Here is a 20,614-nt window from a genome sequence, read left to right as displayed (position 1 = left end):
CCACCAGGGCCTAGATCGCGTCGAGCGGGCCTCCTACCGGCAGGGCGGAGCGGCAGCTTCGACTGACGGCGTGTACCTCAGCGGCTTTGTCGGCTCCGATCGCTAGCCTTGCCCGGGGTTCGCAGGAGGGACAGCCGCAGGCCGGCGGAGGTGTCATCTTCTAGTTGTTTGTCCGACATGCCGCAGTTTATTCGATGGCGCAGTTGGCATCACTACAGACTTCTTAGTATTATTAGGACACAAAGGGGAAACAATACATGCCAACAAGTAGCTGCGCAGCGGCCTTCTCGACCATGGTGCAAGCCATCCAAGCGGGAACGCTGATCACGAGGGAAAACCGCCAAGACAAAGAGTTTCATTTTCAGAATTGGGTCGATGCCCGCTTGGACGACGCCAGCCTGAGGCACGACCCGAGCGGCCGAAACACCTATCCCGATTTCACGCTGATCGACTGGCCGGAAGGTTACGAGGTCAAAGGACTGGCCTACCCTGGTCGCGAGACAAACTACGACAGCAACAGTCGAGTGCCAAGCGGCGAACACAACGGGCGGACCGTCTATTACGTCTTTGGTCGATACCCGGCCAACGCCGAAGAGAACGAATACCCCGTCATCGACCTTGTTGTCTGCCATGGCGATTTCCTGAACGCCGACCACGACTATGTCCACAGGAATCAAAATTTCAAGGGTTTCGGTTCATACGGCGACATCATGGTGCGGGATCGAAAGATGTATGTCGCGCCTACTCCGTTCGCGCTGACGAAGGGAACCGCGGGGCAGTACACGTTGATTGCACCGGCGGGGGTGGTGGACGACCCCGGACTGGACGAGGTCGGCACCCTGGTTCGCACGGAGACGGAGAGCATCATCGTGGGCTACGAGTTCGACCTGCAAACGAACAAGCTGACGCCGCGCCTGGCGTCGAACCCGACGGCTGGTCGAGAGCACACCTTCACCGCCTACCGTCTGGGCGGCACGGGCAGCGGCGCGGTCAGCATGCAGAGCCGCGATGAGGTTTTGCGGACCCTGGAGCAGGATGTCGCCCAGTGACCGATGTGCTGTTCGACCTGCCCTCGACTAAGCCTGTCCGTCCTGCGGCCCAGGTCCCGGTCAGCTCGGCTCTGGAGGCTGACTTCCCAGCCGTGGCAGTCAGCCGGGTGGCCGAGGCGGAGTCTTGGCGCAAGGAGGTGCACCGGCCGGCCACGCACACCCACAAGTGGTGGGCGCAGCGGCTGGGGTCGGTGTTCCGGAGCCTGATCGCAGCAGCAGTGACGGAGACCGCTGATGCGGCCGAGGCATTGGTGCACGGCGACGGTGACCTGTCCGGCCTCGTAGTGTTCGACCCCTTTGCTGGCTCGGGCACGACCTTGTTCGAGGCGGCAAAACTTGGGGCCTCGCCTGTCGGCATGGATATAAACCCGGTCGCTACGCTGGTGCAGCGTCAGTCGATTCAGCGCTGGGATCTCAGCGAGCTGGAACGCGGCTTCAAATTGATCGAGGCTGACTGCCGCGAGGAAATCGACCGCCTGCACCGGTCGCAGTCTGGCGAAACTGTCCTGTACTACTTCTGGGTCGCGACGGCCGATTGTCCAGAATGCAATGACCCGGTTCGTCTCTTCTCGAAGCAGGTCTTCGCCCAGCACGCCTACGCCCGCAAGTACCCCCGGGCACAAGCGGTCTGCCCAGAGTGCCTGGCGGTGGTTGCAACCACCTACGACTTCGACGCCGAGACCTGTCCCAACGGTCACACTTTCTCCAACGTTGGAGCTGTTACCGGAGCCAAGATGACCTGCCGGCAGGGCCATCAGTCAACAATTATCAAGGCGCTGGGCGGCCACGCGCCAAAGCGGGAGCTCTACGCGAAGCTTGTTGTCTCCCCAAAGGGGGTCAAGCGCTACGAGGCGGTCGACGACTTCGACCGGACGCTGGCTGCCGAGGCCAGTCAGCTGCTCAAGGAGCGCGCTGCCGACCTGGTGCAGCCGAAGGGCGAGCTGGATCAGGGTTACAACACGAGACAGGCGATGAGCTGGGGCTATCGTCGCTGGCTCGACTTTTTCAACGACCGACAACTGTATTGCCTGGGCCTGCTCGCGGCTTCCATCCGGCGCCTCGATATTGGGGCAGCAGAACGTGAGGCCCTCGCCACGTTGTTCAGCGGCACACTTGAGTTCAATAACCTCTTCTGCTCGTTCAAGGGTGAGGGCACCGGCGCGGTCCGCCACATGTTCAGCCATCATGTGCTGAAGCCGGAGCGCATGGCCCTAGAAGCGCATCCGTGGGGAACACCTTGGTCGTCGGGCTCCTTCTCGACGCTTTACAAGAGCCGGTTGCTGCGTGCGCATGAGCACAAGGCCAAACCGACGGATCTCGTGCTAGACGGTGACAAGGTTGAGCGACGCGGGCAGCTGTCGGCTGCCGCCGACCTCTCCCTCGTCGAGACCTGGCCAGCCCCGGGCCTGGCCCCTCACCAAGCGCTTATTCGTGCTCAGGACTCGTCCCGCTCGGGCCTGCCGGATGCGTCCGTCGACCTGGTCATCACGGACCCGCCGTATATGGACAACGTCCACTACTCGGAGCTGGCCGACTTCTTCCACGCTTGGCTCCGCGAGATCAAGCCCTTCCCCGGCTATCCGTCGGATTACGGCACCACTCGCATCGAGGGCGAGGTGCAAAGCGCGACCGCCGAGGGCTTCGGCCGGGCCATCGCAGCGGTCTGGCGGGAATGTCGGCGCGTCAGTAAGGACAGCGGACTCCTAGCCTTCACTTTCCATCAGGCACGGGTCGAAGGCTGGGTTGCCCTGATGCACTCGTTGGCTGAGGCAGGCTGGCGCGTGACAGCTATCCAGCCGGTCACGGGAGAGATGTCGACGAGCATCACTAAGGCCGGAGTCAAGGAACCCAGCAGCCTTGATTCGGTTGTCGTCTGCCGACCGTGTGAATCAAATCATCTCCCTGCGCACGACAAGGCAGTCGCGGTTGCGGCAGCGCAGGTGCGCCTGAAACGGCTGATTGAAGGCGGCGTCCGTGTCGGTGCTGCCGACATTCGTTCCGTCACCCGCGGCAGCATCCTGGCTGCGCTGACAGATCCGGCCAATACGACCGCGAGCGAGGCCCTTGTCGAGGAAGCAGACAAGACAGCTGACCGGTTAATCTCTACACTCCTGGGCTGAAAAGTGTTAGGCAACTGACCACCCGGGCCGCCCCGAACTTCAGTAAGTGCTTGGCGTCCACTATTGAGGGCAGTATTCTAGAGCTATGGCATTGACTGAGACAGAACGGGCTTTGTTGGTCGCGGGAATCGCGGCTTCGGCCACGCTCGTCGCAGCCACAATCGCCGCTACGGCGGCCTATTTCGCCAGTAAGCGCGAGCGGCGTCGCCTGCTGTACGGCGAAGCATTCAAGGCGGCGCTGGGTTGGCATGAGATGCTGTACCGCGTCCGTCGCCGTCGTGCCGACAACGAGGGCGAACTTGTCGACAAGTTTCATGAGCTGCAGGAGCGGCTGACGTATTACCAGGGCTGGATCGCCTCTGAGTCTCGCTACATGGAGCGGAGCTACAAGCGGCTGGTGTCAGCAGTCAAGGGTGGCACAGAGCAGCTAATTCGGCAGGCATGGGAGGCGCCGGTGCGACCCGTGCCAGGTGACGCCCTGCCCGCGGATGAGCACCCGACCTTCGATGCTGAGTCCGGTCGGTTCTTGCAGGACGTCCGTAGTTACCTGTCGCCGCTCTACTTCCGTAAGCTGGCCGTCGTCTGGCGAAACAGCGGCAAACGGGCGGTGCCAGCGACTCCCCTCCCCAGTCCGACTCCCACTCCGCCAGTGCAGCCAACTCCGCCGGCCGAGGACACGCAAGGAACTAATACATGAGCGTCGAGCTCAGTGGTTACTTCAAGGCATTCGACGAAGAGATTTCCATTGGTGAACCGCAGACGTCGCGGATGGAAAGTGCCTCTAACGCCATCATTGACTTCCTCAGCGACCGCTACGACCTGCCGAAGCGCAACTTCTTCTTACAAGGCTCCTATCCGAACGGGACGGCGGTTGAGCCGCTTGAAGGTGGCGAGTACGACGTCGACCTGGTCGCGGTCTGCGTGGAGTCCTCGAAGTCGGCCAACCAAGCGCTGACCGACATGGAGACTGTCTTTCGCAACGACGGGCGCTATTCCCATCGCGTCGTGCCGAAGAAGCCGTGCATCCGCCTGGAGTACGCCCCAGACGACGTCGGCAAGTTCCATGTCGATGTCGTCCCGGTCCGCGTCACGGGGCAACCATCACCACCACTGGACGCGCCGCGGCGTGACGAGGGATGGCATGGCACGGCGCCGGCCGAGTACACCGCCTGGTGTCGTGATCAGGGGCCGCTGTACGCCAAGACTGTCAAGGCGCTGAAACGGTGGCGGGACGATCAGCAGACCGTCCGGACGGCGATCAAGTCCATCGTGCTGCAAGTGCTGGTCGCCAACAGCATGCCCATGATCCTTGATGACGCGGCCCGTTTGGCTAACACGATCGCCAACCTGCGGAACTACCTAGCCACGCTCTCGACGCCGCCGCAGGTCACAAATCCGGTGCTGCCCTCTGAGAATCTGGCTCAGCGCTGGACGCAGGAGAGCTTCGACAACTTCAAGCGGGAACTGAACGAAGCGCACGACTGGGTCGTGCAGGCGCAGGCGACGGATGACCTCGTGGAGGCCGTTGAGGCTTGGCGCGAAGTGCTCGGTGATGACTTCCCGGCGCCAAGTCCGGCCGCTCTGGGGTTGCGCTTGGCGGACACCAGCCACGAGCAGGCGTTCGCGGCGCAAGGGTGGACGCTGGGCCTGGATAATCGGTACAGCGTTCGTATCGCCGCAGCGCAGCAGCGCGGTCAGCGTGAGAAAACGCGGCGGCCTTATACCCACGATGGCGCGCCCATTTTCGCCGGCAACAAGATCCGCTTCAAAGCGACCTACCAGTCGCCGGGACACTCGGAGATCTGGTGGCAGGTCACCAATACGGGCCGCCATGCGGCCAGTCGGACGGACCAGATGCGCGGCGGCTTCCTGAAAGCGCAGTCTGTCACGGGCGGGACATCGCGTGACCAATCAGTGCATTGGGAGAACACCTCATATACCGGGACCCACCGCGTGCGGGCAGTTCTGGTCCGCGACGCGACGGTTGTGGCCATTAGTCCTTGGTTGAATGTGAACATTTGGAGCAAGGACTGGCGGCATGGGATCTGATGGCAGCTAGCGCCTCGGCGTACTCTGCTCCGCTGGCCATCTAATGCTGGGAAATCGCATCGTCGTGCCCTATCGACCGCGGCCCCAGCTGCGTTCTCTGCCGGAGTTTGCGAACACGAACCTGCCGCGGCCGGACCCGGCGGTGCAGCAGCGGGTCGAAGAGTTTGGTCTTCAGAGCTACGGGTCCGGCCACTCGCTCCGGGAAATCGCTGAGTTGACGGATCGCTCGCACTCGGCGGTACGGAACATCCTGCACAAGCATGGCGTCCGTCGTCGATCGGGCGGTGCTGCTCGTATTTCGCCTGACTCTGGTTAGACCGCTGGTGGCTTGCGCTGCCACGGCGCTTCGTCGTCACTCAGGGTGTCGAGCATGAACTCGCACCAAGTCTTAGCGGCGTTGATGGCCAAGCGTGCATGACGGCGGCCAAGACCGGTCCGCGCCGCCCCAGGACCATGCCCAGTGCCGTATCCACGGTTGCGCAGTTCGGTCAGACCGGCCGTCACGGCGACTGTGGCACCAAGAATCTTTTTAACAGCGTCGGAGCCATCCGGTCCGGGAGCGTGGCCGGAAGGGTGAACGTCTAGTGCGATCTGCGCTCGGCGGACAAGCTCCGGTACATCGTCGCTGTCGCTGTATGTCTCTCCGCGCTCGCGCAGGACGAGCTTCGCTGTGCTCTCCACGAGCTCTTTCGCTGAGCCGATCGCTTGGGCCGGGTCATCTCTCTCGATGGCGTGACTGATGCGGTCAAGGTGCTCGTGAATGACCGTCGGCTCCGTGAGGTTGGCTAGGAAGTCCTCGGCTATGACGACGGTAGGGCCACCGGTGAGCCGGCCATCTTCGTGCAGCTGGTAGCCGTCGCGCTCCAGTAGCCGGCGGATGCGGGACACGAGCGCATCCACGTTGACGTAGCCCACCGGAGGGTGGAGCAGCTGCCGTAGCACAACCTCGAAGACCCGTAGCGCCCTGGTGACCTGTGCGGCGTCCGTCCAGTCCACTTGGTTGAGATAGCCCTGGAATCGCGTGACGCGCTGACCGCCAACCGGCTCAGGGTCCTCTGCGGGTGGAAAGAGCTCGTCCTGCCATAGTTGGTCGATCTCTCGCAGCGTCCACCCGCTCATCGTGTCGCGGATAGCCTCGCGAGTGCGGCGGCTGACTAGATCGCGACGGAGCGGAGCGGAGGCGGGAGTCTTTGACATATTGCGTCAGTCCTATGTGTCCAACATGTCCCAGTCTTCACCGAGGACCCAGCGTAAAGTTGATAATTTGCCGCTCAGCATGCCCCAAGCGAAATCGCTCTCCATGTGGCGCATCAGCTCGTCCTTGCCGTACTTTGCCTCGGCGTCCGCCATCGCCTTCCGCATACCCGCAAGTATCTCTTCGGGGACTGGGCGACCGAAGTCTCCGTCTTGCGGCTTGCGTCCATACCAAACCTTCTCAAACATCTCATTCTCGGCGGTCATGATGTCAGCGATGGACCGGAGCGACGAGACGGATACGCTGTGCTGCCAAGCGATATCGAGATCCTTGGCTATCATGCCGCTGAGCTGCGGCCGTTCCCAATAACGAAAACGGAACGGCGGTCGATTATTGGTCTGATACTGTGCGATCCAGTCCTTCGCGGGGTTGCTCAGGAAGCCGGACGCGATCACCAGGGCAACATCTGGGCGCTCAGTCAGGCCCCACGTAGCCAGCCCTTGCAGCGCTTCTGGCGGCACCCCAGTCTTGTAGTGCTTGCAGTCAACGAACCACGTCTCGTGATAAACGTGTCCGTCTACGTCGCGACGCTCTAACTGAGCGACAAGATCCCGACCGCGGTCCGAAGGACTTGCTTGTTTCGGCGTGCCCTTTCGCCAGTCGACGTTGACGAAGCCCTGTGCGATGAGGAGGTCGTGGCAGAAGTCCTCGAAGTCGGTAGCGTCCAAACCCTCGAAGCTCACGGAGCTCAGCAAGGGACTACCCGCATCGTCGTCCGATGCCGGTTCTTCTAATTCGTGGTCTGGGGTATCGTCCTCGGTCATCACCCCTATTATCGCATGTTTCGCGGCGAGGGCTGTTCCGTCGCTCCGGCGTGGTGCTCCGGGACCCTCGTAGCGCGACTCCAGGGGCCGGGTTGGCGGGGTTATCCCTCAGGCCCGTGTCTGCAGTCAGGGTCATGGCCTTACGGACCTGGCAGCGACCCGACACATGTACAACGACCTCGCTAACGCTGAGATCGATGACCGACATGTTTTGCACGACTATGCCGATGCCGAGGCAGCCGCGAGTTGGATCATGGAGGAAGTAGCCAAGGGCAACTTAATCATCTGAACATGCCGATTGCCGCATCTTAATTGCCACGCGGACCTCGCCTCCGAATAGCGATTCCGTTGCGGCGGAGCAGCTTGTTGACGGAGCTGTGAGCCAGACCGAAGCGCTCGCCAACATCCCGAGTTGTCGCGCCGCTTTCGTACATCGCCACGATGGCCACCACCGTCTCTGCTGACAAGCGGCTGCTCAGCTTGGTTGGCTGATAGATCGGCCGCGGTGTTCCGGACGTCCCCGCGGCAGGCTGCCTTCTCAGGTGTTGCGTCAGTCGTTCCACCCGCTGAGCAGCCCCGTAGCTGTTCGAGTGACGTCGGAGTACCTCCACCAAACTGATACCTAAGACTTCTTACTCGAACCGCCGGTCTCACGCTGGCGACATGTGGCCCGAGAAGTTCAGGATTAAAACATGGGCACCTTTGCTATCATTGTTGTATGAATGCACAGTCCAACGTAGAGGAGGCACCACAGCTAATAGTCGTGACCGGCCCGCCAGGTGCTGGCAAATCGACCGTTGCCGAACAACTCGCCAGTCGGTTCCCTGTTAGTGCCTTGATGGCGGGTGATGACTTCTTCGCATTCCTGCGCAACGGGGCCATTCCACCATGGGAACCGGCAGCACATCTTCAAAACGAAGCCGTCATAGCCGCAGCGGGTGCTGCGGCTGGACGCTTGGCGACAGGCCAGCGGACGGTCGTTTACGACGGCGTGGTTGGCCCTTGGTTTCTATCCAGATTCATGGCAGCGACGAATCTCGAAAGTTTCCACTACGTGGTGTTACTGCCCAGTGAAGCGGAATGCCTGGCGCGAGTACAGCACCGTGAAGGCCATGGTTTTACTGACCTGGCGGCAACCCGGCACATGTACAACGACTTCGCCAACGCTGAACTCGATGCTCGGCATATCCTGCGCGACTACATCGACGCCGCGGCAGCCGTCAGTTTGATCGTAGAGCGAGTCGCCAAGGGCGATCTGCTCGTCTAAGCATGCTGGTCCTGTCCGACCTCATCTGTCGCGCGGACCTCGTCTTCGCATATCGACGTCACTGCGGCGCAAGAGCTTGTTGACGGAGCTGTGAGCGAGACCGAAGCGCTCGCCTACTTCCCGAGTCGTCGCACCGCCTTCGTACATCGCCACGATGGCCGCCACGGTCTCTGCCGACAGCCGCTGACTGAGCTTGGTTGGCTGATAGCCCGGCCGCGGAGTCACTAACGGCTCCTCAGTGGGTGGCTTCGCCAGGTGCTTCGTCAACCGTGCGACCCGCTGGACGGCTCCGTAGTTGTTCGAGTGACGTCGGAGTGCCTCCACCCCGAGGTCTTCGCAGATTTCGCGGAGACTCTTCGCAGAATGACGAACCGCCCCGGACCTCCAGGTCCGGGGCGGTTCGTCGTCTCATGCAGGGGTCAGGCGGCCTGGGGGACCGGCTGCAGGTGGCCGCCGCGGAGGCGGCGCAGGCGCTCGGCGTCGACGGCCTTCGCCTCCTCCTTTGTCAGGTCGCGGAAGCCCCAGTACGGCGGGTCGGGCTGCAGCAGCGGGTGGTCCGCCGGGCCGCGGCCGGTGCGGTCGTGCCAGCTGCGGAGCTGTTCCTCGTTGAACACGCTGGCCTTGACCGCGGCGACGATGGAGGCCATGGCCAGGCCGGGCAGCCGGTTCTGACCGCGGCGGAGGCGCTGCCGGCTGGCGTTCTTGAGGATGCCGAAGGCGCCCTCGACGAGCGCCCGCCGCTTGAACAGCCGGCGCCACCGGCGGCTGCCGTAGTACTCGCGCTGCATCAGCTTGCGCTGGTGGTTCACGTCGTCCGGGTTCGGCGTGAAGTCCATCGTCTTGCCCGTGCAGCACCGCCGGGTCTGCCAGTCGCCGGGCGGGGTGATGATCGGCAGCTCCAGCTCGGTGGCCGCCTGGACCTGCGCCGCGCCGAGGGCGTGGCAGCCAGCGCGGCCGGCGCGGGCCGGGCAGATCCACTTGCTGGTCAGGTTCTTGCCGAGGCCGCTCTCCTTGCGGTCGAAGGCCCAGTTGCGCTGGAACTCCTCGACGCTGTCGTGGAAGGTCTCCCACTCCTCGGCGGAGGCCCGGTCGGGCGGCAGTGGCCGCTGGTCCATCGGGGCGGCGGCGCAGTGCAGCCAGCCGTGCTGCATCTGCGCACCGTTGATGTCGACGACCTTGTGGTTGTCGCTGCGCATCGCCAGCCCCTGCTCAATGCCCCGCTGGGCCAGGGGCACGGCCCACCGGCCGCCCTTGAGGTTGGTGTAGAGCATGTCCCCGAGGAGCCGGGTGAAGGCGTGCCGGGCGCGGATGCGGTCGATCAGCCCGAGGGAGGCGTCGACGACGTCGGCGTTGGCCGGGGTGAGGATGAACCCGTCGATGAGCAGCGGCTCGTCGTCGTTGTCGGCGGTGGGGTCCGGAACGCGGCACATGGTGTGCTGGTGGAAGCCGAACCCGACCTCCTTCTCGCCGGTCTTGCTGGTCTTGTAGCCCCAGGCGGCGTCGAGGCAGCGGCCCCGGGCGGTGGCGGGCGCGGGGGCGCTCTGGTCCTCGGGTGCGGTGGCACCCTCGTCGTCGGTGGCGATGCCGGCGACCTCGAGCGCGTCGGGGTCCTTCACGCCGTCGGCGCCGTCGGCGAGCTGCTTCTCCAGCTCCTTCTTGCGCTTGCTCGGGCCGCGGGTCCAGGCCCATTGGCCGGTGGCGTCGAGGGCCCAGGTGCTGCCGGTCCGTGGGATGGTGGTGGCGGCGGTCAGCGCGTCGATGATCTGCTCGACGGCGCCCTGGCGGGCCGCGCGCTCGGCGTCGTCGAGGCCCGGGGCGGCGCCGTGGCCGTAGTCGAGCCGCTTCCGCAGGGCGGTGGCAGCGTTGTAGAGATCGTCGTAGCTGAGCTCCTCGACGCCGTCCTCGGTCCAGATGCGCTTGCGGGGCTTGCCGTTCTTGACCAGCGCGGGCGCGTCGGGGTCGAACGGCTTGTCGTTGGCGCGCTTCTTGGTGGTGGTCGGGCGGAGCACGCCGAGCTCCCACTGCTTGTCGCGGGGCAGCGCCTCGGTGAGCACCTGGTGGATGCTGCTGAGGGTGGTCTCGTGCCCCAGGCGGGTGCACAGGTGCATGCCGATGAGCAGCAGGCGGGTGTTGTCCCGGATGTTGCCGATCCGGCCGCGCTGTCCGGGCTGCCGGGGCGGGCAGGCCAGGTCGAGGGCGCCGCTGCTGTCGATGACGTGCACCGTGCGGTCGACCAGCGCCGGAGTGAGGTGCTTGGCGCTCACCGGGCACCCTCGCGCAGCGCGTCGGCGGCGGGCGCGGTCAGGCCCTTGTGCTCGAGCCACGGGCCGACGTGGGGCATCAGGTCGACCAGCGTGCGGGCGGACTTCAGCCCGGCCGCCTGCAGGAGCACCCCGATGGGCACGGTGTCGGTCATCAGGTCGGCGAGCCAGGTGGCGCGCAGCCGCGCGGGCTCGATGTGCGGGACGTTGTAGAGGGCGGCGTTCTCCACGGCGCGGGCGGCGGTGTTCCGCCGGTCCGGCTTCTCCCCGATGACGAGTTCGCCGGTGCGCCGGCCGTCCATCGCGGCGCGGAGCAGGTCCTCCATCCCCCTGCGTAGCGGCACGGTCCGCGGCCGCGGCTGCTGGACGTGGACCTGCAGACCGTCGGTTTCGAGGTCCTCGATGTGCTCGGTGTGCAGGTGGCGGAGGTCGACGCTGTCCAGGCCGGCGCCGGCGCACAGCGCCACCACGACCGACAGGTCGCGGCGCTTGGTCTCGGTGGGCTGCGTGCGGCAGACGCGGGCGATGATGGCCAGCTCCGTCGGCGTGTAGGGCGGCTTGACCGCGCGGTGGCCGATCGGGGTGAGCCGCGCCGGAGTGGTGGGGCCCGGGTTGACGGTGCGGGCGAGGGCGAGCAGGCGCCGCCGCCGTTCCCCCTTGACGGAGTCGCCGGCACCGGTCATGCCCAGGCGCACGTACTCGTCGATGAAGGCCGTGGTGAGCACCTGCGGAGGGTCGAGGGCGACGCCGCGGTAGATCGCGTAGGCCGCCAGCCCGGCGATGTGCGTGCAGTGCTTCCGGACGCTCTCGACGCCGGTCAGCGTGCTGGCGGTGATGACGGTGCGGAGGAACGGCTGGATGCTCGCCATCTGTACGGCGGTGTAGTTGGTGCCGGTGTAGTCGTCGATCAGCTGCGCCAGCGCCGGCGGCAGCTGCCGCTGCTGCTCGTGCTCGGCCTGCACCTGCGCCAGCTGGCGGGCCATGGCCGCCTTGCTGGGCTTGCGCCGCCGTGTGGAGTTGCTCGTCAAGGTCGGGCTCCTCAGTCCGGCCGCCCGGCCTCTCCGGGCAGCTCGGGCCGGGACCGTGCGGGGGCCGACCGGTACGGCAATCACCGCCGACCTCACGTCGTCAGGCGCCGCGCAGCACCGCCCGCTGCTGCTCCGAGGGCCGCTCCGGGAGGACCGCGGCGTAGGTGAGGCCGAGGTCGAGGTCGCGCCGGGTCAGTCCCGCTGCGGCGATCAGCACCGCCACCGGCTGCTCGCTCTGCAGCAGCTCGTGGGTGATCACTGCGGCCAGCACCCGCTGGGTCAGCCCGAGTCCGTGGCGCTCAGCGAACGCCCGCGCCCGCCGCCAGTCCGCCGGATCGACGGCGGCCTCGACGTCTGTGCGGCGGGCACGTCGAGCGGCGTCCACAGCCGCGATGAGGGCCATCGCGCCGGTGCCGCAGTCCGCCCCGGCGGCGGCGACGACCCGGGCGACCTCGTTCACGAGCGACGGCGGGGGTAGGTCGTCCACCCGCTCGCCGTCCGCGCGGCGCTCCCGACGCCAGGGCACGCCGTGGTGCACCGCCTGCAAGCGGCGCAGGATGCCGCGACGGTTCTCGCGGGTCTTGTCCCGCGCACCGGCGCGTGCGAGTGCGAGGTCGAAGTCCAGCAGCGTCGCGTCCGCCAGCGCCTCGTCCAGCGACAGCTGGCGGTTGCGCTCGATCAGCCGGGCGGCGACCGCCCCGAGCGCCTGGATGTCTTTCTCCACCCGCGTCCGGGTAAGCGGTCCGGCCTTCCTGACCAGGGCGATGGCGTCCGGGGCGAGGACCGCCCACCGGTCGGCGTCCAGCCCGGTGGGGGTGTAGTCAGTGAGAAAGCGGTCGAGTTCAGCGGGGTCGTCGAGCCGGGGGCCGGGGCCGTCGGCGGTAGCGGTCATGCCCGGTACGTGTCCGGCGATGGGTCGGATCGGCAATGAGGTCGATCCGACCGTGGGGAAGGCGCTTGGCTGACCGTGCTGGCGTGGACCGCCGGCGCACCGGACCCGGACATGGGTGTGGCCCCGCCCTTGCGGGCGGGGCCACGGTGGTGTTCAGGACGCCGGGCGGACCTCGACGTCGGATACGTGCCACTGTCGGCAGAGCCGGCAGGACTTCGATGCGGGCCGGCCAGCGGGGTGCAGCCGGGCGGCGTCGGCCGCCACCCATCCGGCGTTCGACTGGGCCCAGACGGCGGGGTACTCCTGCCGCAGCCGTTCCTCGACGCGGTGGAGGCTCTGCCAGAGGACGTCAGCGCCGGGCAGGTCGTGGCAGAGGTGCTCGACCGCGGCGTCGGCGAGCGCCTGCCGGCGAACGAGGAGCTTCCTCAGCCGGTAGTCGCGTAGCGGTTCGGGCGTGCAGGTGCCCGGAGTGTCTGAGTTGGGGGTCATCGGCTTCTCCGTGCCGATCGGCGTCCCCGGCACCGGCGGTGCGGGTGACGCGGACGGGCCGAAGCCCGTCCGCGTCACCCCTGAGCGCGGCTTCCCAGGGCACAAGCCCTGTCACCGCTCGGTTGGAGCCGCCATCCAGCCCAGCACCAGCTCCGCGTCGCGGGCGAGGGCGTCCAGCCGGGCCTCCAGCTTTCCGAGTTCACGGGCGCACTCCATCGCCAGGTCGGAGCCGGCGCAGTCGGGGCACGCACCGGTCGACTCCTCCAGCCGCGACAGGAGCAGTTCAGCGGTGACACGAAGGACCGCCAGCTGCGCGGGGCCGGGACCCCAGCGCAGCGGTAGAGGTAGCACCCGGCTGGGGATGCCCACCAGCGTCGCTGCCCGGGTGAGCACAGCTTGGTCCGAGGCAGTGACGACGCGGTCTGACGGCCACGGCTCGTGGCGGCCGACGGCAGATGGGAAGCGGAGCACGGTCATGCCGGCACCTCCGGTTGGCTGGCGACCCAACGGGCCGCGGCGGACGATCCGCGCCTTCAGCTGTGCCGGCTGAGTCCGTCGGGACATTCGACCGAGCAGCCCGATTGACGAAGCACAGCCGCTTGGTGACCTTGCCCATCGTCGGCGGCGCGAGGCGCCGCCGATCGCACATTGACAACTCCACAGAGATCGAACGGACGCCGGGTTTCCGCCGGCTGGCAGCCGTCACCGAAGGAGGTGATGTTCGACGGCGCCGTCGCCCAGGTCCCACGCCGTCCAGACCCGCTGATGCTTGGACGCAGGAGACGCATCTGGGTCATGCCGACGCCGAAAGGAGGTGAACCGCTCGTTGGCGTGACCGACCGTGTCCGGTTGTCCACTGCACGGTGGCTGTCGGGCTACCGTGCCTGTGCTTCAAACAACCGAGGGAGTTGCAGGTGCCGTCGCGCGCGAACAAGAACGGGTCCGAACCGCTGACGATCGAGGACGTGCTGTTCACGGCAGCTGACCAGTTTCGCGACTCAGTGCTGCTGGTGGCGCAGGTGACGGGGGTGTCAGAGTGATCACTGGCGATCTGAAGGGCAAGATCGACAGGGTCTGGGACGCCTTCTGGTCCGGAGGTATCTCCAACCCCCTCGAGGTCATCGAGCAGATCACCTACCTGCTCTTCATCCGTCGCCTTGACGACCTCCAGACCCTGAAGGAGCGGAAGGCCAACCGCACCGGCAAGCCGATCGAGGATCCGATCTTCCAGCCCGGCGAGGCGGACCTGCGTTGGTCCCGGTTCAAGGACTTCGAGCCTGGTGTTATGCACCAGGTGATCGGCGAGGGCGTGTTCCCGTTCCTGCGCCGGCTCGGCGGCGACGGGTCGACGTACTCCGAGCACATGAGGGACGCCCGGTTCACCATCCCGACCCCGGCTCTGCTCTCCCGCGTCGTCGACATGCTCGACGACGTCCCCATGCAGGACCGCGACACCAATGGCGACCTTTACGAGTACATGCTCAGCAAGATCGCCACCGCAGGTCAGAACGGCCAGTTCCGGACGCCGCGGCACATCATCCAGCTGATGGTGGCGATGACCGCCCCGCAGCCGTCGGACGAGATCTGCGACCCTGCCTGCGGCACTGCTGGCTTTCTCGTCGCCGCGTCCGAGTACGTGCGGCGCGAGCACCCCACGGTCATGACCGACGATGAGCAGCGGCAGCACTACCACCGCAGCATGTTTCATGGGTACGACTTCGACTCCACCATGCTCCGCATCGGCAGCATGAACATGCTGCTGCACGGGGTCGAGCAGCCGGACATTCGCTACCGTGACTCCCTGTCGGAGGGCGCAGCAGGCGAGGAGGGGCTCTACTCGCTGATCTTGGCGAACCCGCCCTTTGCTGGCAGCCTGGACTACGAGTCAACTTCGAAGGACCTGCAGCGCGTCGTCAAGACGAAGAAGACGGAACTGCTCTTTCTTGCTTTGTTCCTGCGGCTGCTCAAGCCCGGCGGCCGTGCGGCGGTCATCGTCCCCGACGGTGTTCTCTTCGGGTCATCGACGGCACATAAGGCGCTCCGCCAGATCCTGGTTGAGGATCAGAAGCTGGACGCGGTGGTGAAACTGCCCTCGGGGGTGTTCAGACCGTACGCTGGTGTTTCCACGGCCATACTCCTCTTTACCAAGACAAATAGTGGCGGCACCGATAATGTCTGGTTCTATGACGTCCGAGCTGACGGCTTTAGTCTCGATGACAAGCGGACTTCCACTGAAGTCAATGACCTGCCTGATGTGCTGACACGCTGGCGCCAGCGTGGTGATGGTGAACTGAAGCGAGCACGCACCGAGCAGAGCTTTTGTGTGCCTAAGCCAGAGATCGTCGCCCAGAACTTCGACCTCTCGGTCAACCGCTACAAGGAAGCCGTTCGAGTCGAGGTAGAACACCGCAAGCCGCACGAGATCATGGCGGATCTTGAGGATCTCGAGGCGGAGATTACGCAAGGAATCGCCGACTTGAAAGCTCTACTGCGATGAGCGGTGTGCAGCGGCGACTGGACGAAGTCTGTGTCATCACGATGGGCCAGGCGCCGCCTGGGGACTCGTACAACAATGACGGGCGCGGCTGGCCACTCGTTGCAGGGGCGGGCGACTTCTCTGGCGACGGGCTATCGGTCAAGAAGTTCACCACAGCTCCATCGAAGCTGTGTGCGCAGGGAGACATCCTGCTGAGCATTCGCGCGTCGATTGGCGCAAAGGTTTGGGCGGATGGAGAGTACTGCGTAGGTCGTGGAGTTGCCGCACTTAGGTCAGGCCCGGACCTGCATCAGCGTTTCCTGTGGCATTGGCTCACTGAGAATGAATCAAAGCTCGCAGCTAAGGGTAGAGGGGCGACGTTCCTACAGGTCAATCGGAATGACATCGGAGAAATGCCGATTGAGGTTCCGCCTCTTGATGAACAGGGCCGTATCGCCGAAATCCTCGATCGAGTCGATGCGCTCCGGGCTCAACGTCGCCGGGCCCTAACGACCCTCGACCCGCTTGTTCACTCACTCTTGAATGACGTGCTTCAAGATGGGGGGACGGTGGAACGGAAGCTGGGTGAGGTTGCCGATTTCTTCGCGGGTAGCAGCCTTCCGGAAGGGGAGACGTATACCGGTCAAGGCAGCGGCTACCTGCTGATGAAGGTCTCTGACATGAATCGTCCGGGCAATGAGCGGGCGGTAGAGACATGCGCGCTTTGGAGTGCACATCCGGGATCTCGCTCCGCCACCTGTCCCGCCGGCTCCATTGTTATTCCGAAGAGGGGTGGCGCTATCGGGACAAACAAGAAGCGAATCGTCGTGCGTCCGACTGTGCTGGACCCCAACCTTATGGCCATCACTCCAAAGATGGACCTTGACCTGCAGTACCTGTTCGCATGGTTTCTGAGTTTCGACCTCGCTACCATTGCTAGTGGTAGTTCCGTGCCGCAACTCAACAAGCAAGATCTTTCGCCGCTAGTCGTGCCCGTTCCCTCGCCTCGGCGTCAACAGGAGTTTGCCGACGCGATCGAGGGGGTTGAGGTCGTGTCATCCCGGCATCGACAGCAGTTGGCAGTACTTGATGAGATGTCCGCGGCACTTCGAGCCCGAGCATTTAGTGGCACCCTCTAATGTGTGAAGTCATCGGGGACTGAACTGCGGGGGATTCGAATGTGGGACGGCTATCGGTATCGGCGCCCCAGTCTTGCTGACTGCCTAGTGGCTCTCAATGGTGAACGGGGAGTAGGAACATGAGCAACTTCGACTTCATCGCAGTCGAGTGGCCCCCCATTCATGCTGACTGCACGCGGGCCGAGTCCTACCTAACCTCAGACCCGCGGTCGGCGTGCTTTTATGCGCGTCGCGCGGCCGAGCAGATCGTTGGATTGATCTACGACGTCGACGGGTTGCCTGTTCCGTATAAGGACGACCTTTCTGCTCGTATCAACGAGGCGGCGTTCCAGCGGCGCGTCGGGGTCGGCATCGGGCAGAAGCTCAACCTGATCCGCAAGCTCGGCAACCGTGCGGTCCATGACGTGCAGTCCATCCCGGCCCGGGCCGCGGCCGATGTGCTGCGCGAGTTGCATCACGTGGTGGTGTGGACGGCGTTCCGCTACTCCACCAATCCGGCTTCGGTGCCGACCGGGGCTGTGTTCGATCCGAAGCTCGCCGGCAGTCAGGCGCCGCTGAACCGTGCCGATGTCGTCAAGCTCGCGGAGAAGTTCCGCCAGCAGGACGAGAACAATGCCCGTGCGCTCAAGGAGCGGGACGACCTTGCCGCGGCGAAGGACGCAGAGATCGAGGCACTGCGGCAGCAGATCAAGGCCGCGCAGGCCGCAAACACGCTGACCGACACGCACGACTACTCCGAAGCCCAGACCCGCGACCTCATCATCGATGAGCTTCTCCGCGAGGCGGGCTGGCAGCTCACCGATGTCCGGGACCGTGAGTTCGAGGTCACAGGCATGCCCAACGTCGAGGGGAAGGGCTTCGTCGACTACGTGTTGTGGGGCAGCGACGGGCTGCCACTGGCGGTGGTGGAGGCCAAGAAGACCACGGTCGAGCCCGCCGTGGGTCAGCAGCAGGCCAAGCTGTACGCCGACTGCCTGCAGCAGATGACCGGCCGCCGGCCGGTGATCTTCTACACCAACGGCTATCAGACCTGGCTGTGGGACGACGCCGCCGGCTATCCGCCGCGCCGGGTCGAGGGCTTCTTCACCGCCGACGAGCTGGAACTGATGGTGCAGCGCCGCACCGGCCGCCTTCCGCTGGCCGACGCGGGCATCGACAAGGCCATCGTCGGCCGGCACTACCAGCAGCGCGCCATCCGGGTGGTCGGTGAGGCGTTCACCGCCAACCAGCGGGCGGCGCTGCTCGTGATGGCCACCGGGTCAGGCAAGACCCGGACGGTCATCGCACTGGTCGACCAGCTCATGAAGGCGGGATGGGTCAAGCGGGTGCTGTTCCTCGCCGACCGCACCGCGCTGGTCAACCAGGCCGTCGGGGCGTTCAAGACGCACCTGGCGAACGCGACCACGGTCAACCTGGTCACCGAGAAGGTCGCCGATGGCCGGGTGTACGTCTCGACGTACCCGACGATGATGAACCTGATCAACGAGACCGACGGAGGCCTCCGGCTGTTCGGGCCGGGCTACTTCGACCTGATCGTGATTGATGAGGCCCACCGGTCGGTGTACCAGAAGTACCGGGCGATCTTCTCCTGGTTCGACTCCCTGCTGGTCGGCCTGACCGCCACCCCGAAGGACGAGGTCGACCGCAACACCTACACGCTGTTCAATCTCGAGGACGGGGTGCCCACCGACGCCTACAGCCTCGACGAGGCGGTCGCCGAGGGCTATCTCGTACCCCCGGTAGCGGTGTCGGTGCCCACCAAGTTCCTCCGGGAGGGCATCCGCTACAACGAGCTCAGCGAGCAGGAGAAGGACGACTGGGACTCCCTGGAGTGGAGCGAGGACGGCGACATCCCCGACGCCGTCGCGGCCGAGGAGCTCAACAAGTTCCTGTTCAACGCCGACACCGTCGACAAGGTCCTCGCCACCCTGATGCAGAACGGCCACAAGGTCGCCGGCGGCGACCGGCTCGGCAAGACCATCATCTTCGCCAAGAACCAGGCCCACGCCGAGTTCATCCAGAAGCGCTTCGACGCAAACTACCCCGAGTACGCCGGCCACTTCGCCCGCGTCATCACCCACTCGGTGACCTACGCTCAGAACCTCATCGACGACTTCTCGAGCAAGGACAAGGCGCCGCACATCGCCATCTCCATCGACATGCTCGACACCGGCATTGACGTCCCCGAGGTCGTCAACCTCGTCTTCTTCAAGCTGGTCCGCGCCAAGAGCAAGTTCTGGCAGATGATCGGCCGCGGCACCCGCCTGTGCCCCGACCTGTACGGCCCCGGCGAGGACAAGAAGAACTTCTACGTCTTCGACTTCTGCGGCAACCTCGAGTTCTTCAGCCAGAACCTGCCCGACTCCGGCGGGTCGCTGCAGAAGTCGCTGGCCGAACGGCTGTTCGAGACCCGCCTGGGACTGCTCGCCGCACTGGACCAGACCGCCGCCGGCGCCGGCGCGGACGGACAGCCCGAGGTCGGCCAGGGCGAGGTCAGCGAGCGCGGCCTGCGCGTGGATGTGGCCTGGACGCTGCACGAGGTGGTGGTCGGCATGAACGTCGACAACTTCCTGGTCCGCCCGGCTCGGCAATGGGTCGAGACGTACTCCGACTGGGATGCCTGGCACCAGTTGACTCCGGAGAAGGCCGGCGACATCGCGCACCATCTCGCCGGCCTGCCCTCCACCAAGCGGGACGACGACGAGGACGCCAAGCGCTTCGACCTGATCCTGCTGCGGCTGCAGCTGGCCCGCCTCGACGGCGATGCCATCCTGTTCGAGCGGCTGCGCACGCAGGTGCAGGACATCGCGGGCGCGCTGCTCGGCCAGACCGGGATCCCCTCGGTCAAGGCGCAGGAGCAGCTGCTCGAGGAGCTGTCCGGCGACGAATGGTGGGTCGACGTCACCCTCCCGATGCTCGAGCTCGCCCGGCGCCGAATCCGCGGGCTCGTGCGGTTCGTCGAGAAGTCCCGGCGCGCTGTCGTCTACTCCAACTTCGCCGACGAGCTCGGCGAGAGCAGCGTCGTCGAGCTGCCTGGCGTCACCCCGGGCACCAACTGGGAACGGTTCCGCGCGAAGGCCCGCGCCTACCTCCGCGACCACGAGAACCACTTGGCCCTGCAGCGGCTGCGCCGCAACCTCCAGCTCACGCCGGAGGACCTGGCGTCGTTGGAGGCGATGCTGGTGGAGTCCGGCGCCGGCAGCGAGGCCGACATCGCCCGCGCCCGCGAGGAGTCCCACGGGCTCGGGCTGTTCATCCGCTCCCTGGTCGGCCTGGACCGCGAGGCCGCGACTACCGCGTTCGACCGCTATCTGACCGACGCGACGTACTCGGCCAACCAGATCCGGTTCATCCAGCTCATCGTCGAGCACCTGACAGCCAACGGTGTCATGGAAGTGGAGCGCCTCTACGAGTCGCCGTTCACCGACAGCGCACCGCACGGCCCGGACTCGATCTTCACCGAGGATGAGGTCGACGGCATCGTGACCGTTCTCCACCAGGTCAGAGACCGTGCACTTCCGGACGTCACGGTCGCCTGAGCGAGGCTGCTGTCTCTGGCTCTCCGCCCGGCGTAGGTGTTCCTTGCCGGTCCTCAGCAGTGCCCGTCGAGAGTTGGAGCGGTGGCAGGGCGGCCATGTGACTGTGGGTGAACTGTGGCAGCGGGTGACGTTGGTGAACTAGCGGCTGGTGGAGCAACACGGCTTCGGCCCCCCTCGGTAGGCGCGGCGGACGCAGACCGGACCGATACCGTCCGGTCCGGGGGGATTGCGTCCCTGGCAGGCGCGGTCTGATTGCGCGGGCCCGTGTAGCCAGACGGACGGGCAA

17 protein-coding genes are annotated in these 20,614 nt (G+C 65.5%); 10 read left to right on the top strand and 7 right to left on the bottom strand.

The window, feature by feature from the left end:
• The first annotated feature begins 293 nt into the window (after positions 1 to 293).
• From E9529_RS04565 to E9529_RS22940, 5 genes are all read left to right on the top strand, one after another.
• Complete coding sequence (locus E9529_RS04565) at positions 294 to 1,049, top strand: hypothetical protein (protein ID WP_236829918.1); 756 nt, start codon at positions 294 to 296, stop codon at positions 1,047 to 1,049.
• Positions 1,046 to 3,169 (top strand): hypothetical protein, encoded by a 2,124-nt coding sequence (locus tag E9529_RS04560; RefSeq protein ID WP_236829917.1) that lies wholly within the window; start codon positions 1,046 to 1,048, stop codon positions 3,167 to 3,169. Before E9529_RS04565 ends, E9529_RS04560 begins: the two co-directional genes overlap by 4 nt.
• A gap of 85 nt (positions 3,170 to 3,254) precedes the next feature.
• Positions 3,255 to 3,866, top strand: a complete 612-nt coding sequence (locus tag E9529_RS04555; RefSeq protein ID WP_236829916.1) for a hypothetical protein — start codon at positions 3,255 to 3,257, stop codon at positions 3,864 to 3,866.
• The gene (locus E9529_RS04550) at positions 3,863 to 5,218 is read left to right on the top strand and encodes a nucleotidyltransferase (RefSeq protein ID WP_236829915.1); all 1,356 of its coding nucleotides are present in this window, start codon (positions 3,863 to 3,865) and stop codon (positions 5,216 to 5,218) included. The genes E9529_RS04555 and E9529_RS04550 overlap by 4 nt, the downstream gene beginning before the upstream one ends.
• A 43-nt stretch (positions 5,219 to 5,261) precedes the next feature.
• Positions 5,262 to 5,534, top strand: coding sequence for a helix-turn-helix domain-containing protein (locus tag E9529_RS22940; protein ID WP_374201309.1), 273 nt, complete (start codon positions 5,262 to 5,264; stop codon positions 5,532 to 5,534).
• On the opposite strand, the gene E9529_RS04545 is transcribed toward E9529_RS22940, so the two are convergent.
• A complete protein-coding gene (locus E9529_RS04545) occupies positions 5,531 to 6,337 on the bottom strand; it encodes an abortive infection family protein (protein ID WP_236829914.1) in 807 nt (268 codons plus the stop codon). The two genes, E9529_RS22940 and E9529_RS04545, sit on opposite strands and share 4 nt — an antisense overlap.
• 90 nt (positions 6,338 to 6,427) lie before the next feature.
• On the bottom strand, positions 6,428 to 7,237 hold the full coding sequence (locus tag E9529_RS04540; RefSeq protein WP_236829913.1) for a restriction endonuclease: 810 nt from the start codon (positions 7,235 to 7,237) through the stop codon (positions 6,428 to 6,430).
• Between the two features lie 718 nt (positions 7,238 to 7,955).
• On the opposite strand from E9529_RS04540, the gene E9529_RS04535 reads away from it, so the two are divergent.
• Positions 7,956 to 8,504: an AAA family ATPase gene (locus E9529_RS04535; RefSeq protein ID WP_236829912.1), complete on the top strand. Its 549-nt coding sequence runs from the start codon at positions 7,956 to 7,958 to the stop codon at positions 8,502 to 8,504.
• Between the two features lie 419 nt (positions 8,505 to 8,923).
• Here E9529_RS04535 and E9529_RS04530 read toward each other — a convergent pair whose 3' ends face one another.
• From E9529_RS04530 to E9529_RS04510, 5 genes are all read right to left on the bottom strand, one after another.
• Positions 8,924 to 10,768: a hypothetical protein gene (locus E9529_RS04530; protein ID WP_236829911.1), complete on the bottom strand. Its 1,845-nt coding sequence runs from the start codon at positions 10,766 to 10,768 to the stop codon at positions 8,924 to 8,926.
• Entirely contained in the window at positions 10,765 to 11,793 is a 1,029-nt protein-coding gene (locus E9529_RS04525; protein WP_236829910.1) for a hypothetical protein, read from the bottom strand. Before E9529_RS04525 ends, E9529_RS04530 begins: the two co-directional genes overlap by 4 nt.
• Before the next feature lie 100 nt (positions 11,794 to 11,893).
• Positions 11,894 to 12,685, bottom strand: coding sequence for a hypothetical protein (locus E9529_RS04520; RefSeq protein ID WP_236829909.1), 792 nt, complete (start codon positions 12,683 to 12,685; stop codon positions 11,894 to 11,896).
• 153 nt (positions 12,686 to 12,838) lie between these two features.
• Positions 12,839 to 13,174: a hypothetical protein gene (locus E9529_RS04515; protein WP_236829908.1), complete on the bottom strand. Its 336-nt coding sequence runs from the start codon at positions 13,172 to 13,174 to the stop codon at positions 12,839 to 12,841.
• Positions 13,175 to 13,285: 111 nt separating this feature from the next.
• The gene (locus E9529_RS04510; protein ID WP_236829907.1) at positions 13,286 to 13,651 is read right to left on the bottom strand and encodes a hypothetical protein; all 366 of its coding nucleotides are present in this window, start codon (positions 13,649 to 13,651) and stop codon (positions 13,286 to 13,288) included.
• Between the two features lie 437 nt (positions 13,652 to 14,088).
• On the opposite strand from E9529_RS04510, the gene E9529_RS21805 reads away from it, so the two are divergent.
• The 4 genes from E9529_RS21805 to E9529_RS04495 all read left to right on the top strand — a co-directional run bounded on the left by E9529_RS21805 (position 14,089) and on the right by E9529_RS04495 (position 20,328).
• The gene (locus tag E9529_RS21805) at positions 14,089 to 14,214 is read left to right on the top strand and encodes a hypothetical protein (RefSeq protein WP_255708270.1); all 126 of its coding nucleotides are present in this window, start codon (positions 14,089 to 14,091) and stop codon (positions 14,212 to 14,214) included.
• Complete coding sequence (locus E9529_RS04505) at positions 14,211 to 15,671, top strand: class I SAM-dependent DNA methyltransferase (protein ID WP_236829906.1); 1,461 nt, start codon at positions 14,211 to 14,213, stop codon at positions 15,669 to 15,671. Before E9529_RS21805 ends, E9529_RS04505 begins: the two co-directional genes overlap by 4 nt.
• Complete coding sequence (locus E9529_RS04500; RefSeq protein ID WP_236829905.1) at positions 15,668 to 16,789, top strand: restriction endonuclease subunit S; 1,122 nt, start codon at positions 15,668 to 15,670, stop codon at positions 16,787 to 16,789. The genes E9529_RS04505 and E9529_RS04500 overlap by 4 nt, the downstream gene beginning before the upstream one ends.
• A gap of 119 nt (positions 16,790 to 16,908) precedes the next feature.
• Positions 16,909 to 20,328 carry a DEAD/DEAH box helicase family protein gene (locus E9529_RS04495; RefSeq protein WP_236829904.1) on the top strand — a complete coding sequence of 1,140 codons (3,420 nt, stop codon included), beginning with the start codon at positions 16,909 to 16,911 and terminating at the stop codon, positions 20,326 to 20,328.
• Positions 20,329 to 20,614: the final 286 nt, after the last annotated feature.

The sequence above is a fragment of the Blastococcus sp. KM273128 genome (assembly GCF_021698975.1).
In the GTDB taxonomy this organism is placed as follows: Bacteria; Actinomycetota; Actinomycetes; order Mycobacteriales; family Geodermatophilaceae; genus Blastococcus.
Note: the sequence above shows the minus strand (reverse complement) of the source record. Positions and strands in the feature narration are given on the sequence as shown.